At 63.6% G+C, this 14,110-nt stretch carries 12 protein-coding genes; 2 read left to right on the top strand and 10 right to left on the bottom strand.

What is annotated here, in order from left to right; translation table 11 throughout:
• Positions 1-244: 244 nt before the first annotated feature.
• The 7 genes from ACI2JO_RS09870 to ACI2JO_RS09840 form a co-directional block, all read right to left on the bottom strand.
• Entirely contained in the window at positions 245-1,012 is a 768-nt protein-coding gene (locus ACI2JO_RS09870) for a SapC family protein (RefSeq protein ID WP_404720532.1), read from the bottom strand.
• 38 nt (positions 1,013-1,050) lie between these two features.
• Positions 1,051-2,787 carry a ShlB/FhaC/HecB family hemolysin secretion/activation protein gene (locus tag ACI2JO_RS09865; RefSeq protein ID WP_404720531.1) on the bottom strand — a complete coding sequence of 579 codons (1,737 nt, stop codon included), beginning with the start codon at positions 2,785-2,787 and terminating at the stop codon, positions 1,051-1,053.
• 148 nt (positions 2,788-2,935) lie between these two features.
• Positions 2,936-3,685, bottom strand: coding sequence for a PleD family two-component system response regulator (locus ACI2JO_RS09860; protein WP_404720530.1), 750 nt, complete (start codon positions 3,683-3,685; stop codon positions 2,936-2,938).
• Positions 3,682-5,190, bottom strand: coding sequence for an ATP-binding protein (locus tag ACI2JO_RS09855; RefSeq protein ID WP_404720529.1), 1,509 nt, complete (start codon positions 5,188-5,190; stop codon positions 3,682-3,684). Before ACI2JO_RS09855 ends, ACI2JO_RS09860 begins: the two co-directional genes overlap by 4 nt.
• Positions 5,187-5,687: a YfiR family protein gene (locus ACI2JO_RS09850; protein ID WP_404720528.1), complete on the bottom strand. Its 501-nt coding sequence runs from the start codon at positions 5,685-5,687 to the stop codon at positions 5,187-5,189. Before ACI2JO_RS09850 ends, ACI2JO_RS09855 begins: the two co-directional genes overlap by 4 nt.
• Complete coding sequence (locus ACI2JO_RS09845) at positions 5,687-7,765, bottom strand: TonB-dependent receptor plug domain-containing protein (RefSeq protein ID WP_404720527.1); 2,079 nt, start codon at positions 7,763-7,765, stop codon at positions 5,687-5,689. Before ACI2JO_RS09845 ends, ACI2JO_RS09850 begins: the two co-directional genes overlap by 1 nt.
• 3 nt (positions 7,766-7,768) lie before the next feature.
• Positions 7,769-9,277, bottom strand: a complete 1,509-nt coding sequence (locus tag ACI2JO_RS09840) for a putative bifunctional diguanylate cyclase/phosphodiesterase (RefSeq protein WP_404720526.1) — start codon at positions 9,275-9,277, stop codon at positions 7,769-7,771.
• A gap of 408 nt (positions 9,278-9,685) precedes the next feature.
• Between ACI2JO_RS09840 and ACI2JO_RS09835 the strand changes: the two genes are divergently transcribed.
• Positions 9,686-10,435: a response regulator transcription factor gene (locus ACI2JO_RS09835; RefSeq protein ID WP_404720525.1), complete on the top strand. Its 750-nt coding sequence runs from the start codon at positions 9,686-9,688 to the stop codon at positions 10,433-10,435.
• Here ACI2JO_RS09835 and ACI2JO_RS09830 read toward each other — a convergent pair.
• Positions 10,387-10,860, bottom strand: coding sequence for a response regulator (locus ACI2JO_RS09830; protein WP_404720524.1), 474 nt, complete (start codon positions 10,858-10,860; stop codon positions 10,387-10,389). The genes ACI2JO_RS09835 and ACI2JO_RS09830 overlap by 49 nt on opposite strands.
• A gap of 73 nt (positions 10,861-10,933) precedes the next feature.
• Here ACI2JO_RS09830 and ACI2JO_RS09825 point away from each other — a divergent pair, with 73 nt between their 5' ends.
• On the top strand, positions 10,934-11,143 hold the full coding sequence (locus ACI2JO_RS09825; protein ID WP_404720523.1) for a hypothetical protein: 210 nt from the start codon (positions 10,934-10,936) through the stop codon (positions 11,141-11,143).
• Positions 11,144-11,150: 7 nt separating this feature from the next.
• Here the strand turns inward: ACI2JO_RS09825 and ACI2JO_RS09820 are convergent, their stop codons facing one another.
• On the bottom strand, positions 11,151-12,257 hold the full coding sequence (locus ACI2JO_RS09820) for a sensor histidine kinase (RefSeq protein ID WP_404720522.1): 1,107 nt from the start codon (positions 12,255-12,257) through the stop codon (positions 11,151-11,153).
• 432 nt (positions 12,258-12,689) lie between these two features.
• Entirely contained in the window at positions 12,690-14,087 is a 1,398-nt protein-coding gene (locus tag ACI2JO_RS09815) for an efflux transporter outer membrane subunit (protein ID WP_404720521.1), read from the bottom strand.
• Positions 14,088-14,110: the final 23 nt, after the last annotated feature.

The raw sequence follows: 14,110 nt of genomic DNA, 5'->3' as shown, positions 1-14,110 counted from the left end.
CAGAAAGCAAAAATGCCTAACCCGTCTTAATCAAAAACCGGACTAACACTTATCGCCATCAATAGATCTTCCTTGCCACAACCATCGCTAATTAGCGTTACCGGCCTACAATTCGATTTTCATTGTATACAATGCTGATGGTTTGCAACTGTAGGTTACAGGAAGACATAAAAAAGACGGCCGAACTCTTGAGAGTCCGGCCGCCAGGCTGGGGAAAGAGGAAGCGGGGAGCGCCCGCAGCCGACTAATCGGCCGAGGCGAGCTCTTCAGCGGGCTGAGCGGCGGTCTGCGCGTCGCGACGCGCGATCAGACCGTCCCAACGAGCCAGCGAGAACAGATGCGCATAGACCGCAATCAGCGCACCGCTGCGTACCAGGCGCAGCATTGCCTCGTCGCCAAGCTCCATGAGCTTCTTTTCGTCTACGCCATAGTAATCGGCAATGTGCTCGCGCTCTCCGCCGCGCACGAACAGCGTGTTCTTGACCTCGAACAGATCGGCGTCGGTCAGCAGATCAACGAACTCCTGCGTCCGCTTGCGCTCGCGCTCGAACTCCTCAAGGAAGGAGATTGCGTTCTTCGTAAAACCGGTCGGCTCGCCATCCTCGAACAGCGCCTGCCCCTCGCCCTCGGACACGAAGCCTTTGGCATCGCGATCGACGCAAACGACGAACTGCTCGTCACCGGCGCCCGCCAGCGTGAACGGATAGCGGCGCAGATAGGCGGGCACATAGCAGCCCGGCTCGAACGAACCGTCTTGAACGAACAGGTTCTGCTTTTCCGCCAACCCCATGACCGCGAGCGGGGTCTTCTCCGGCCCAGCGAAGATCACCGGATAATGCGCCATCGCCTGCATGAACTCGCCGACGAGCAGCGGCACCAGGTGCACCTCCGCCGCATGATCGAAGCTCGCGCCTTCCGGGCGGTAGCGCAGGTCGGCATGGACGGCAGAATGCAATGCTTCGGGACGCGAATAAAGGAACTGCGTGCCTTCGAGCGGAAGGTTGTCGGTCATGTCATTGGTCCTTGCCACGTAGTAAATTGGGGAAAGTGTCAGAAGGAAAGCGAGGCACGCGCCTGCACGCGCGGGGAACCGGCCTTGCTGCGCAGCCCGTCGGTCAACGCCAGCCCGCCATCCACGCCGAAGCTGAAGAAGCGCCCCATGCGATAATCCGCGCCGAGGCCGGCCGAAACCAGCGTCGACGAACGCCGGGAAACGCGATCCAGTCCGTGCGCCACGTCGATGAAGACGCGCGGCGCCAGCACGTCACCTTGCGGACCGCCGCGCGCCAGCAACGAAGCCACCGGGAGATTGAGATCGCTGCGCACCACGAAGCCAGTGTCGAACGCCCCGTCGTCGGTGGTGTAACCGCGCGCCAGGCCGTCGCCGCCAAGGCCGATCTGCGTCGACAGCGGCAGCGCCGATCCCGTATATTGCAGCATGGCTGTCTGCGTCAGCGACAGTCGCGAGGTCAGCCGCTGCACATGATGCAGGTCGAAGGTGACATAGCCGAACTGGGCGCTGCGCGTACGACCGTTGGTGATCGCGGCGATCTGCGCCGCCGATCCGCCCGGGCTGACATGGAAGGTGACGCTCGCCGAGCCCTGCTCGCCGGTGCCGAACCAGTCACGCGACCAGCCGACCATGATCTGTCGGATATCCGCGGAAACGTCGACCGCGGTCAGCGGCCCGAACAGCACGATCCGGTGCTGACGCTTGGCCTCGATACCTAGCAACACATCGCCGAAGCCAGCCGGAAGACCAGCATTGGACAGCGCCGACCGATAGGCGAACGTCGCCTCGGTTGTGCGCTGGCGCACCGTGAACAAGGCGTTGGGATGCTGATTGGTCGAAGAGTCGCTGAACGTAAACTCCAGCGCCTCGCGCGCGAATGTCGGAACGGCGACGCGCGCACCCTGCGCGACATAACGGGGCGGCTTCGGAGCGAAAAAGCGCCCGTCGTTAACCAGCAGGTCGCGGCTGCCAGTGAGCTGATACGAGATGTACGCTCCGGGCAACACGCCGATGTCGGCAACCGCGCCGACGAACAAGCGCGCCAGACCGGTGCTTTCGGAACCGGTGTTCGAAGAGCCGCCGTAGATACGGAACGGTCGGGGTTCCTCTACAACGACGGTCAGATCGGTTCGCCCCGCCGCATCTGCCGGCGCAAACCGTCCGGACGTATCCCGCACCGGCAGTCGGTTCAGCCACGCCAGATCCTCCGACAACGACCGGCTGTCGATCGGCGCCCCCGGCGAGACGCGCAGAGCTCGCCCGATCCGCTCTGCCTCCGAGGCCGGCACCCCTGTCACCTTCACTGCACCAAGCCGAAATTCGGTCACGCGAATCTGGAGCACCCCGCCGGTAATCTCCTGCTCGGGCGTGGAGAGCGAGATGAAGGGGCGCCCGCTTGCGCGCGCCAGCCGGGCAATCTCCGCCTCGATCTCGGCAATGCGGCGGCGGGTCAGCGGCTGACCCAGGAAGGGACGCAACGCGCGACGCACGCGGCCAATGTCCAGCATCGCCACCCGGCCGACCGTGACGCCGTCGGCAACCACGCCGGTGTCGACCGGCTGCTCACCATCGGCAAGCAGCACGATCGCACGCAGCGTGGCGCCGAGCGGCCGGTCATCCTGCTGGGTCGGAACGGCGTCCGCGACTACCAGCCCGGGATTTGACGCCGCAGGGGCGGGCGGCAAGTTTCGCTCGACCGCCGTCTGCGCCAATGCCTGTTGCCCACCGCATAACAGCAGCACCGGCAGCAAGCGGACAACTCTTTTGCAATGCATCTTCCAAATCTTTCGCTCGGCTCTACAAGACAAGTTCCTGCCCTGCGCGACAAATATGAGCGTGCATTGCGCTTTGCGGCTTTAACAACAAGTTATACCGGCATAATAGTAGCAGTATGATACAGTATGATACAAACAGCCTGAGCTTCTATTTAGCCGCTGATTGCTGACGAAGTGCGTCCATGACCTTCCTCGCATGGGTCGCATAACCCCAAATGCTCTGCAGGGATTGCCGCAGTGTCAGGACTTCACTTTCGTCGCCGGGCACCGATCCCACCGGGGCGCGCGACAATGCGACGATCCAGTCAAGCGCCACCGACAGCGTCTCCAGGCTCTCGGCGTCGGGAACCAACGTGCTCCCTTCGCGGTCGCGAGCCTGATTTCTGGCGATCTGATCGTTCAGCATCTCTCGTACTTCTCCCAATTCAATCGCGCGCGCCGCGACGCGATCCTCCATGCGGGCATTGACGCCAAGCAAGTTGCGTCGCTCGCGGTCGCGATCGATATGGACGTCGATCCGCGCCTTCAGCACCGCGAAATCGATCGGTTTGTGGACGTAATCGTCGGCACCCTCGGTCAGCGAAGCCACGACTGCCTCGCTGTCGGTGCGCGCGGTCAGCATCACCACCGGCGTGGCGGCATGGCGCGGCGACGCTCGCAGATGCTTGAGCACCGTCAATCCGCTCATCACCGGCATCATATAATCGAGCAGGATCACCGCCGGGCTGGTCGTGACCAGCAGGTCGAGCGCTTCCTGACCGCTTTCGGCGCACAGGCAGTCGTAACCCATCCGGCTCAGGCGGCGCTGCACGCTTGACCGGTTCTCGAACACGTCGTCGACCACCAGCAGCAGCGGTCGCTCGGCCGTTTCTCCGACGGGGTGGTGCATGTCGGTCATATAATATCTTCCTTGTGAACCTTGGGGCTTTGTGGCGGAAAACGGGGCGCGATCCGACGTGGCAACACCATCTCGAAGCGCGTGCCGCGCCCGGGCGTGCTCTCAACGTGGATCTTGCCACTCATCAGGCGCACGAATTCGTCGGTGATTGCGAGACCCAGTCCGGTGCCGCCGTATTGGCGCTCGGTCGAGGCATCGGCCTGCGTAAACGGGATGAAGAGCCGGTCAATCGTCGCCTGCTCCATGCCGATTCCGGAGTCTTCGACGACGAAGTGGAGCCGGTCTTGAACCGGATCATGGCGGACACGTAGGGTCACCCTTCCTTCCGAGGTGAACTTGCAGGCGTTCGCCGCCAGATTCATCAGGCACTGCCGGAGCTTGGTGGAATCCAGCAGCGCGAGCGGCAGCGTGCCCTGAACATCGACGTCGACGATGTTGTTATTGCGCGCGGCGAGCGGCTCAAGCTCCGCCGCCACCTCGCGCGCCACCACGCCGACGTCGAACGAGTGCAGGTCGAGCGTCACCTGCTTGGCCTCGATCTTGCCAAAGTCCAGCACCTGGTTGATCAACACGGTCAGATGGCGCGCCGATCGGTTGATGACGCGCAGATCGTCGAGGTAGCGCGTCTCGCCGTCCGCGACGACATCCTCCTCCAGCAAGTCGGCATAAGCGATCACGACGTTGAGTGGTGTGCGCAGTTCATGGCTCATCGCCGCCAGAAATTGCGTCTTGGCCCTGTTCGCCGCTTCAGCGGCGTCACGTGCTGATTCCAGCGCCTGCAGCGTGCGGGCGATCGTGTGCTGTCGCCTGCCCACTTCCGCGACCATGTTGTTGAAGTTGTGCAGCAGCCGCGCAAAGTCGGGATCGCTGGAGGATGGTGCACGCAGCGAGAAGTCGGCGGAGCGCGCCACCTCTTCCATCGTCTCACTCAGCCTGTCGAGCGGCCGCATCAGCAGCGGCAGCATCCGCTGGTTCAGCGCAATCGCCGCGAGGACCGCCACGACCAGAAGCGCGGCGCCGATCGCGACGAGGCGGGCCGCCATGGTCAGCGGGCTATCCACCTCCAGCGACATATCCAGCCAGCCGACAATGTCCTCGTCGACCCGGATCGGCTGAGTGAGCCGAAGCGACGAACCTTCGCGCGTGATCCATGGCCGGCTCAGCAGAACTGGACCGTCAAGCGCCTCTTTGCCAACCGTCAGCAGGCGTCTTGCCAGGACGCGACCATCCCGATCACGGATCGCGACCGCCTGCAGATGGCCCAGCCGCGCGGCGATGCCAACCGTTTCCTCGATCGTGCGCCGGTCGCCGAAGACAACAGGCGCGGCGGCGGTCGCGGCGAGAACCTCCACCAGTTGCCGATAGCTGCGCTCTTGCCGTTCGGCCGTGGCAACATATTGCCAGCAAACGAAAAGCGTCATCGCCAGGGCGGTCGCGACGAGCGAGGAGAACAGCGTGACCCAGGTGAGGCGCGAGCGGAACGTGTGCGGCTGGCGGGCGATCACCTGGCCCGCACTCCCGCAGCGAGGTTGAGCAACCGCGCGCTGAACGCTGCTCCCTGCCGCGCGGCGACGCCGGTGTTGATCTCGAACGAAATCTGGCGTCCGAACTGGTGAAGCGCGACCGCGCCGTGCGAGGCGAAGCCGGGCGCCTCCCCGATCGTCAATGCCTGCGCTCCCGACGGCGGATAGCCCGCATCACCCGCGAAATAGACGATCGTGCACGCGCCACTGACCTCCGCGCCACGTCCCCCACGACGAACCACGATCCGTCCGACCGGCAACCGCTCGCCATCCACCTTCTCGAAGGCGCGAACCAGTGGAGCAGACCCAATGACGCATAGCGTCACCTCGGAACCGTGAGGAACGTCGAAGCGCGTGAAGCGGAGGATGTTGAAGACGATCGCGACCTTCAGGTCGAACTGGTCCTCCGCAGCGTCCGCATGCGCAGGAGTTACCAGCAAGGAAATGGCCAAGGCGATCGTCAGGAGGAAGCTCCGCATCAGAACCTCCTGATCAGCTCGAGGCTGACCTGTCGTTCGATCAGTTCCGGCGCGGCCATCGGGAAGCTTTCCCTGAAATCGATATGCTCGCGGTCCAGCAGGTTGCGGGTTACCAGCGACAGCGATGTCCGCTCATCGGGGTTCCAGCCAATGCGCAGATCGACGCCCGTGCGGGCCGCCGTGCTCCCGTCGTGCATCCCGCTGACCCACCGCAGGGAGCCATCGACTTCGATCTGCGAAAACGGGTCCGCGCGCAGACGAATGCCTGCGGAGACGGGGCGCACCGTAGAGACCGACAGGGGCGGAATTTGTGGCAGGACAACGCTGCCCATCGGAATTCCCGGAAGGGCGGGCGCATCGGTGACACGATAGGATAGATCGATGGCGGAGCCGTACAGATCGAGCCGCACGTCGTCGTTCAGCGCCGCGGTCGCGACGAATTCGATGCCCACGCTCTCGGCTGCACTGTTGTTGCGGATCCGATACTGCGCGTTCAACGGCTGATGGGTGAGAACGGCCTGTGCAAACGCCAACGGGTCGACATCTACGGGCCCATAGCCGATCAGGTCGCGATAGCGGTTGCGATAACCGGTCACGTCGATCGAAAGCCAGTCCGCCGGATTGATACGCAATCCCGCTTCAAATGCTTCGAGTTGCGAGGCTTGCAGGTCGGCAGTCCCGCGCGCCGTCACCCGCACCTGAATCGGCGCATAGAAGGGCTCATTGGTCGGGCCTGCAGTCGTCGAGTAGATTGCCGTACGCTCGAACGCGGCGGGCGTACGCACGGCCCGCGACCACGCGCCCCAAACGGTTAGCGCATTGTTGACGCGATAGAGCAGGCGAAGGCTCGGCTGAATTGCCAGACCGGAGATCGAGCTATATTCGGCCTTGATCCCGAGCCAGCCGTGCAACCGCCTGTCGAGCAGCCAATAGCCGTCCTGGACATAGGCGCCGAGCAGCAGGTCGTTGCTGGTTGAATGGGCAAAATCGAGCACGGAGGCGGTCGAGGAAAGCCGGCTGTTGGTGGAGCGAAAATCGAAGCCCGCGCCGATCTCGTGTCCGTTGCGATGGCCCCGGACATCGCCCTGCAGATCCGTCACTGTCTCGCTCACCTCCGCCCCGTTCTCGGTCCGGTGCACGTGATCGATATAGCCTTGTGTCGTAATGCCTTCGTCGGCAGAGTGGCGCCGCGACCAACGCGCGAGCAGCGTCGCCTCGCTGGCCCTTCCATTCGCCATTGATGAATTGTGGCGCGGATCACCCGGATGAAAATCGTTTAGGCCTGCACTCGCGCGCACGGTCACTGTATCGCGATCGTTCAGCACCGTATCGCTTTGACCACCGATATGCAGCGCGCGCGACATCAGTTGGTCACGCTCACCCGCGGAATTTTCGACAGCGCTGGAAATTTGTCGACCGTTGGCGGTAAGGCGGAAGCGCGTCATCCCTGCCCCGCCAGCCGCTCGGACGGTCGCCTCCGCGTCGTTCGTGCCGAACCGCAGCCGCGCCGCGCGATCATGGGTGCGCGAGGCATCCTTGGTGATGATGTTGACCACGCCGTTGACGGCATTGGCGCCCCACACCGCGCCGCCGGGGCCGCGCACCACCTCGATCCGCTCGATCGTGTCGAGCGGCTCCAGCATCTGGTCCCACATGACTCCGCCCATCGCGGACAGGTTGACGGCGCGACCGTCGACCAGCACCAGGACGCTGTTCGCCAGCCGGGTGGTGAAGCCCCGCACCGAGACGGCGGTCGAGTTGCCGTCGATCTCACCGGTTTCGATGCCGGGGACGAGTCGCATCAGATCGACGACCGAACGCGCGCCGGAGCGCCGGATGTCCTCCTGGGTGATGACGTAGATCGCCGCAGCGGTATCAGCGACCCGCTGCGGGCGTTTGGCCGCGGACGTGGCCTCGACCGCAAGCAAATCCTCCAGGGGGTATTTGAGCAGGTCTTCCGTTGGTTCGTTTCCGTCATTTGGTCTTTGGTCATCCGGCGCGATCGCGCGCGCGGCGTTGCTGCCGGACACCAGCAACGCCGCGGCAAAGACGATCGAGATCAGGCGCATCCAGCTCATGCCTCAATCGCGTGCGACACGATCGGTCGTCCGTGAGTGGAGCCATGCAAGCAGGGCATCTTCCTTCAACGGTGGCGAAATGACATAGCCTTGCAGCAGGTCGCAGCTCATGTCCGACAGCAAGGAGATTTGCTCCGAACGCTCGACGCCCTCGACGACCACCTGCTGCCCAAGCGTTCGCGCTAGCCCGACCACGCAGTCGAGCACCATGCGGCGATCCTCGCGATCGAGGATGTCCTCGACCAGCGAGCGGTCGATCTTCAGCCGGTCGAACGGCATCTCGGTGAGCCGCGCAAGGCTCGAATAGCCCGCCCCGAAATCATCCATTGCCACGCCGACGCCCATCGCGCGTAGCGCGGCGAGCCGCTTCCCCGCCTGGCCTCCGCTGGCGAACGCCGTCGACTCCGTCACCTCCACCTCGAACATGGCCGGGGGCACGCCGGTGCGGGTGAGCCATTCGTGGATGTGGCCGACCAGATCGTCGCGCATGAGCTCGACCGGGCTGAGGTTTACCGACATGCGACAGGCAATTCCCTGCCGTAGCCAACGCGCGCTGGCGCTGAGCGCTTGCGCGATAACCCAGCGCCCGATGTTGCCGATCAGTCCACGCCGCTCCGCTAGCGGGATAAAAATCTCGGGTCCGATCGGGCCCCGCTCGGGGTGGTGCCATCGCAGCAGCGCCTCGACCCCGACGACCCGCCCGACATCGCGAGCCTCTACCTGCGGCTGATAGACCAGGTGGAACTGGTCGTGGAGCAGCGCCTGATCCAGGCTGCTTTCCAGCACCACCGCCGCTTCCGCATCGGCCTGCTCGCTACCGTCGAACAGTCGCACGGCGCCCCGCCCGACGAGTTTGGCACGGCGCATCGCCAGTTCGGCGTGCCGCAACAGCACGTCGTGCCCCACGCCGTCATTTGGCCGACAGGCCATGCCGATGCACGCGGTGGCTGCTATGCCTTCCTCATGGATGAAGAACGGTTCGCTCAGCGCGCTCTGGATCGCACGCGCGCACCGCACGGCTGCTGCCCGATCCATGTCTTCGATGTAAAAGGCGATCTCGTCGCCCCATAATCGGCCGACAAGCCATTGGCTTTTGATGACGCCGATCGCGGCAACGGTGAAGCGGATCCGCATTGCGATTTGCGCCAGCAATCGATCGGCATTCGCAGTACCCAGCAGGTCGTTGAAGCGCTTGAATCCGTCGACGTTACAAAAGAACATCACGCCCGTCCGCTCTGCGGAGGATTCGGCAAAACGGGCGGCGATGGCGAACCTGAACGAGTGACGGCTGAGGACGCCCGTGGTTGAATCGCGCTCGCCCAAGTCATGCGCAGCCTTGAGTCGATGCGCAAAAGCGTCAAGCAGCTGTATGAATTTCTGACGCAGTTCGGGTGTGAGTTCCGATAGTTCCTCGGCGTCGGAAAAATCTCCGAAAATCATGCGGTCGATCGCCTGCGCGATACGATCTGCCAGTCTGCCGTCGTTGGCGACCACCGCCCGAGCAGCGCTCATCGTTTCTAAATCCCGCACCTGATCCGATCTAAGAACCAAGGATGAGCGTCAATTCATAACAGATCCTTTATTGTTAGCTTATGCAACTATTTGAATAAATTGTGCATGCATGCGTTTAGCAAATTCCTTTTCCGACCTATAGTTACGTTAAAATTCTCCCGGATTTCGTACTATGTTCTAGTGTAACAATTTGTCGGGGCGGCTTTCCTCGCGTGTCGAAATAGATCAAAGGCTTTGCGACCCATAGCAATCAAGGGAGTTGCCTTTCGGTCCAGACCACCTGCGAGCGCCCCGTCCAGCATCGCAGCGGATCAGGACACTATCCTTGATCAGACACAAGCGCCGCGTCCCTTGGGCACAGCCGTCGTGCTCGGACGATAACTCAACTATGTTGGTGACAGCCTGATTATGGCACTGCACGATAACGATTTCCGCATCATCATCATTGAAGATGATGATGAGATGCGCGCCACGCTCGAGCGCTATCTGCGGATGGTGGGGATGGAGACCGAATCCTACCCCGATACCGCCAATCTCGACGCGCTGATCGGAGAAACGCGTCGCCCGCAGATCATGGTGCTCGACGTCAACCTGCCGGGAGAGAACGGCTTCGTCGCCGCCGCCCGCCTGCGCGCGCGCTCGTCTGCGGGCATCATCATGCTGACCGGGCGCTCAGGACGCGACGACCGGTTGCTCGGCCTGTCGGTGGGGGTGGACCATTACCTGGCCAAGCCGGTCGACATGCCTGAGCTGGAAAGCGTCATTCGCAACCTGGCGCGTCGGCTGCGCAGCAATGAGCGAGGTCAACAAGCCGACGTCACAGCCGCGGCGCCCGCGCAGGGGCATTGGACGCTCGATCTGGCGAGTTGGACGCTGACCGCGCCCAACGGAAATGCGATCGAACTGTCGTCGGCCGAGTATCTGATGCTGCTACCGCTGCTCGAGCAGCCCGGTCGGCCGAACTCCCGCGACCTCATCAATGCGCGGCTGGGCAAACCTCGGCTCGGCGTCGACAATCGCAGCCTTGACGTCCTGATCTCGCGCATCCGGCGGAAGATCGAACAGGGAACCGGCACGCCCCTGCCCCTCCGTGCCGCGCGCGGGACGGGCTACGTCTTCACCGGCGCTGCGCAGGTCATCGGCAACATCGGCTCATGAGCCAGCCCGGCCGCTCGAGGGAGCGCGGCACGATCAGGCCACGCCTCGATCAGCCTCCGCGCGTCCTGCGCCAGGCGCAGCGGCTCGAACGGCTTGATCAGCACACCCGCCGCGCCATGTGCAAGCAGGCGTTGCACCGTACTGCGCTGCGCCTGTGCCGTGAAGAAGATGATCGGCACCTGCTTGCCCAGGATATCGCGAAGGTGCGTGAAGGTGTCCGGCCCGTTCAAATCGGGCATCATGACATCCAGCAGCACCGCGTCCGGTCGCCACGGATTTTCCGCCGCGAGCGCGATCGCCTCGGCACCGGAATGAAGCGCCCGGACGTCCAGACCGCGATCGAGCCGAAGCGATCGCACGACCACGTCGGCCAGTTCCGGCTCATCGTCAACATAGAGCAACTTCAACACATTACATTCACCCATTCGCAGCCCCTCCCACCTACGACGCAATCCTCGCGTTGTTCATCGGCACCTGCGGCCAAGCGCTAGAAACTTCATGACAATGCCCGAAAACTTCACGAGCCGTATGTGTCACATGATGCGCACGCAAATCGGCATCATCGTCGGACTGACGGATATCATCAATCTTCATGATGACGATCTTGGAAGCCAATCACGCGAGGATCTTGCCCGGATCCGTGCCGCCGCCAAGGCAATGCTCAGTCTCGTTGAACAGATTGAGCAGCCCTTTGATGATGTAATATAGTGGTTGTTCACGCCGCTGCGGGTATCTCCACGGTGAAGATTGCTCCCCCGTCAGGATTGGGCGCAAACCATAACCTGCCGCTGAGCCGTTCGACGATGTCGCGGCTGATCGACAAACCAAGCCCTACCCCATTGCGTTTGCGGCGCGATGGCATATCGACTTGAACAAACCTCTCGAAAATCCGCTTGCGAAACGGCTCCGGCACACCGACACCATTGTCGATCACCGCAAAGCGCCGGAAGTTCGCATCGTTCTTGAGAACAAGACGGATCTCGGCGCCGTCCGGCGAGAATTTAATGGCATTCGATATGATATTGATCGCCACCTGACTGAATCGATCACGGTCGACCCGCACAATGTCCCGCCGCCCATCGTCCTCAATCGTGAGACGGATATTTCGGGCGACAGCGAGCGGCGTTAGTTCCTGCAGGGCGCTTTGCACCATCTCGCGGAGCGACTGTCGCTCCATAACGAAATGCAGCTTGCCCCGCGATAGCCGCTCACTGTCGAGAAGGTCGTTGATCAACCGCATCAGCCGCTTCGTGCTGCTGAGCGCGACACGAACCATCTGCGCTGCGTCCTCTCCGACCGATCCCGTCGCGCCCCCGGCGATCAGCCCGAGCGCTCCTGCGATCGCTGAAAGCGGCGTATGCAGTTCATGACTGATATTGACGATGAAATCGGTGGCTACCCGATCGCCTGCCTGCTCTGGCAGCAGCGTCGCCGCCTCGACGAACCAGTAGTGCCGTCCTTCGACAATGAGTGGGTAGAAGAACGCCTTGACGCGAGTGGTGCGCCCTTCGGTACCTTTCAGCAGCAGGTCATGCGTGTAGCGCGACAATGGTGGCGCGCCGCGGCGTGTCAAATCACGCCTCAGAGGCTCGAAGCCATCTGCAAGAAGATCCTCAAATCGCTGACCCGGCAGCAAACTCCATCGCTCATGCCCTTGGCCAGCATCGCCGCCTCCGACGTTCTCGATCCGCATGTCATCGTTTAGCAACAAATACAGACGCGATCTGGCGCCAGCGGTCGCATTGTATATTTCTGCCAGGTACGCATCGGCACGATCCTGCTCTTCGCAATCAGCTATCAACTCAGGCCAATGCTTGCTCATTGTTCCCCTGCCTTGTAGGTTTCACCCAAAATGGGGGAATTCTGAAAACACCTCAAGACATTTCCGTTTCCGAAGCCACCATCCCAAACTCAGGCACGCGGCAATCGGCTCCAGTATGAACCAATTTCATACAATTTTCCGTTTAGTCGCGCGGCATCCCAAGCGTGGCGCCGTCAGACAACTGTGGCGTGGGCCAAGAATAGCATCTCGCCGGCAATACTCTTGTATCCAGCTGATTTTGGGAGAGAATTTGACTGCATCTGGCACGTGATGACAGTCTCGGAACCCGGCGTTCATCATGCCGCGTGCGCGGCGGCGCAAAGCGTCGGACAGCCATACCGGATCGTCACGCCGAGCCCGCACTCGGTGTTGTCCTAAATGTCCGACGCTAGCGGCCGAGCCGCCGAGGCCGTCGCCGATCGGCCGCCCTGGTCAGCCCGCGGCGGCCGTGCTCCCGCCCAGCGCGCGGATCAGGTCGGTCGCTGTCTGCAATTGCTCGCTGCGCACCGTCAGCAGCGCACGCTGCGCATCGAGCGCCGCAGTCTGCGCGCTCACAACTTCCAGATAGTCGGCCGCGCCATCGCGATAACGGATCAGCGCCAGTTCGCGGGTATGCTCGGCCGCCTCCGCAGCGGTGCGTTGATCGCGCTCCTGCGCCGCGAGCAACCGCTGGCTGGCCAGCGCATCCTCCACCTCGCGAAAGGCGGTGAGTACGGTCTTGCGATAGGAAGCCGCCGCTTCGTCATATTCTCCGCGCGCGCGCCGCACGCCCGCGCGCCGACGGCCGCCATCGAAGACCGCGAGCGCCGCGGAAAGCGGCCCCAGCGCCCAGAAGCCATTCGACGCGCTGAGCAGCGACCCGCGCACCGCCTCAAACCCGCCCGCCGCGCCGAGCGTGATGTTCGGGAACAGCGCCGATCGCGCCACGCCGATCCGCGCATTGGCGGCGGCGACGCGGCGCTCGGCCGCTGCAATGTCGGGGCGGCGTTCGAGCAAGGTCGACGGCAGCCCGGCCGGGAGCGGCGGCGGCGCGAGTTGTCGATCGTCCACCGCCAGCGCGAAGGTCGAGGGCATCTCGCCGAGCAGCACCGCGATCGCATGTTCGTCACGTTGCCGCGCGATGCCGACCGCCGACAGCTCGGCGCGCGCGCTCGACAGCAGGGTTTGCGCGCGGCTGACATCGATCCCTGAGGCGATCCCGCCGCTGTGCCGGGTATCGGTAAGCTGGTAGGCGCGCTCGTTGGCCGCTACCGTTTGGCGCAGCAGTACGATCCGCGCGTCGAGTCCGCGCATGTCGAAATAGATGCTGGCGAGTTGCGCCTGCAGTCCGAGCGTCACGGCGGCCACGTCCGCCGCGCTTGCGGCGGCGTCGGCAGCGCCGGCGCGCACCGAACTGCGGACGCGCCCGAACAGGTCCAGCTCATAGGCGAGCGACGCCCCGACCGATCCGACCGTATAAGGGGCCGCACCACCCGGCGCGAGCGGTCGCCCGTCCGAAACCCGGTTGCGGCTGACATCCGCCGCGACGCCAACCTGCGGGAAGCGGTCGGCCCGCGCCTGCCGCGCGAGCGCGCGCGCCTGCTCATAGCGCGCCGCCGCCACCGCAAGGTCCTGGTTGCCGGCGACGACCCGCTCCTCAAGCCCGGTGAGCACCGGGTCGGCGAAGACCTCCCACCACCGACCCGGCGAAGCGAGATTGGTGCCGGCCGCCTGCCAGCCCGCTGCCTCCTTGTACGCCGCCGGTGCCGCGGTGACCGGAGGCAAGTAATCGGGCGCGGTGGAACAGGCGGTGGTGGCGAGCAGCACCGTCAGCAGGGCGTTCCGCCCCAACCCTCCTGCGCGACGACGCAACC

The sequence above is a fragment of the Sphingomonas sp. NPDC079357 genome, from assembly GCF_044901155.1.
Classification (GTDB): Bacteria; Pseudomonadota; Alphaproteobacteria; order Sphingomonadales; family Sphingomonadaceae; genus Sphingomonas.
Note: the sequence above shows the minus strand (reverse complement) of the source record. Positions and strands in the feature narration are given on the sequence as shown.

Bases quoted from the DNA above. Each gene is read 5' to 3' on its own strand.
- ACI2JO_RS09870 (WP_404720532.1), bottom strand. From the start codon at position 1,012: ATGACCGACAACCTTCCGCTCGAAGGCACGCAGTTCCTTTATTCGCGT.
- ACI2JO_RS09865 (WP_404720531.1), bottom strand. From the start codon at position 2,787: ATGCATTGCAAAAGAGTTGTCCGCTTGCTGCCGGTGCTGCTGTTATGC.
- ACI2JO_RS09860 (WP_404720530.1), bottom strand. From the start codon at position 3,685: ATGACCGACATGCACCACCCCGTCGGAGAAACGGCCGAGCGACCGCTG.
- ACI2JO_RS09850 (WP_404720528.1), bottom strand. From the start codon at position 5,687: ATGCGGAGCTTCCTCCTGACGATCGCCTTGGCCATTTCCTTGCTGGTA.
- ACI2JO_RS09845 (WP_404720527.1), bottom strand. From the start codon at position 7,765: ATGAGCTGGATGCGCCTGATCTCGATCGTCTTTGCCGCGGCGTTGCTG.
- ACI2JO_RS09840 (WP_404720526.1), bottom strand. From the start codon at position 9,277: ATGAGCGCTGCTCGGGCGGTGGTCGCCAACGACGGCAGACTGGCAGAT.
- ACI2JO_RS09835 (WP_404720525.1), top strand. From the start codon at position 9,686: ATGGCACTGCACGATAACGATTTCCGCATCATCATCATTGAAGATGAT.
- ACI2JO_RS09830 (WP_404720524.1), bottom strand. From the start codon at position 10,860: ATGGGTGAATGTAATGTGTTGAAGTTGCTCTATGTTGACGATGAGCCG.
- ACI2JO_RS09825 (WP_404720523.1), top strand. From the start codon at position 10,934: ATGACAATGCCCGAAAACTTCACGAGCCGTATGTGTCACATGATGCGC.
- ACI2JO_RS09820 (WP_404720522.1), bottom strand. From the start codon at position 12,257: ATGAGCAAGCATTGGCCTGAGTTGATAGCTGATTGCGAAGAGCAGGAT.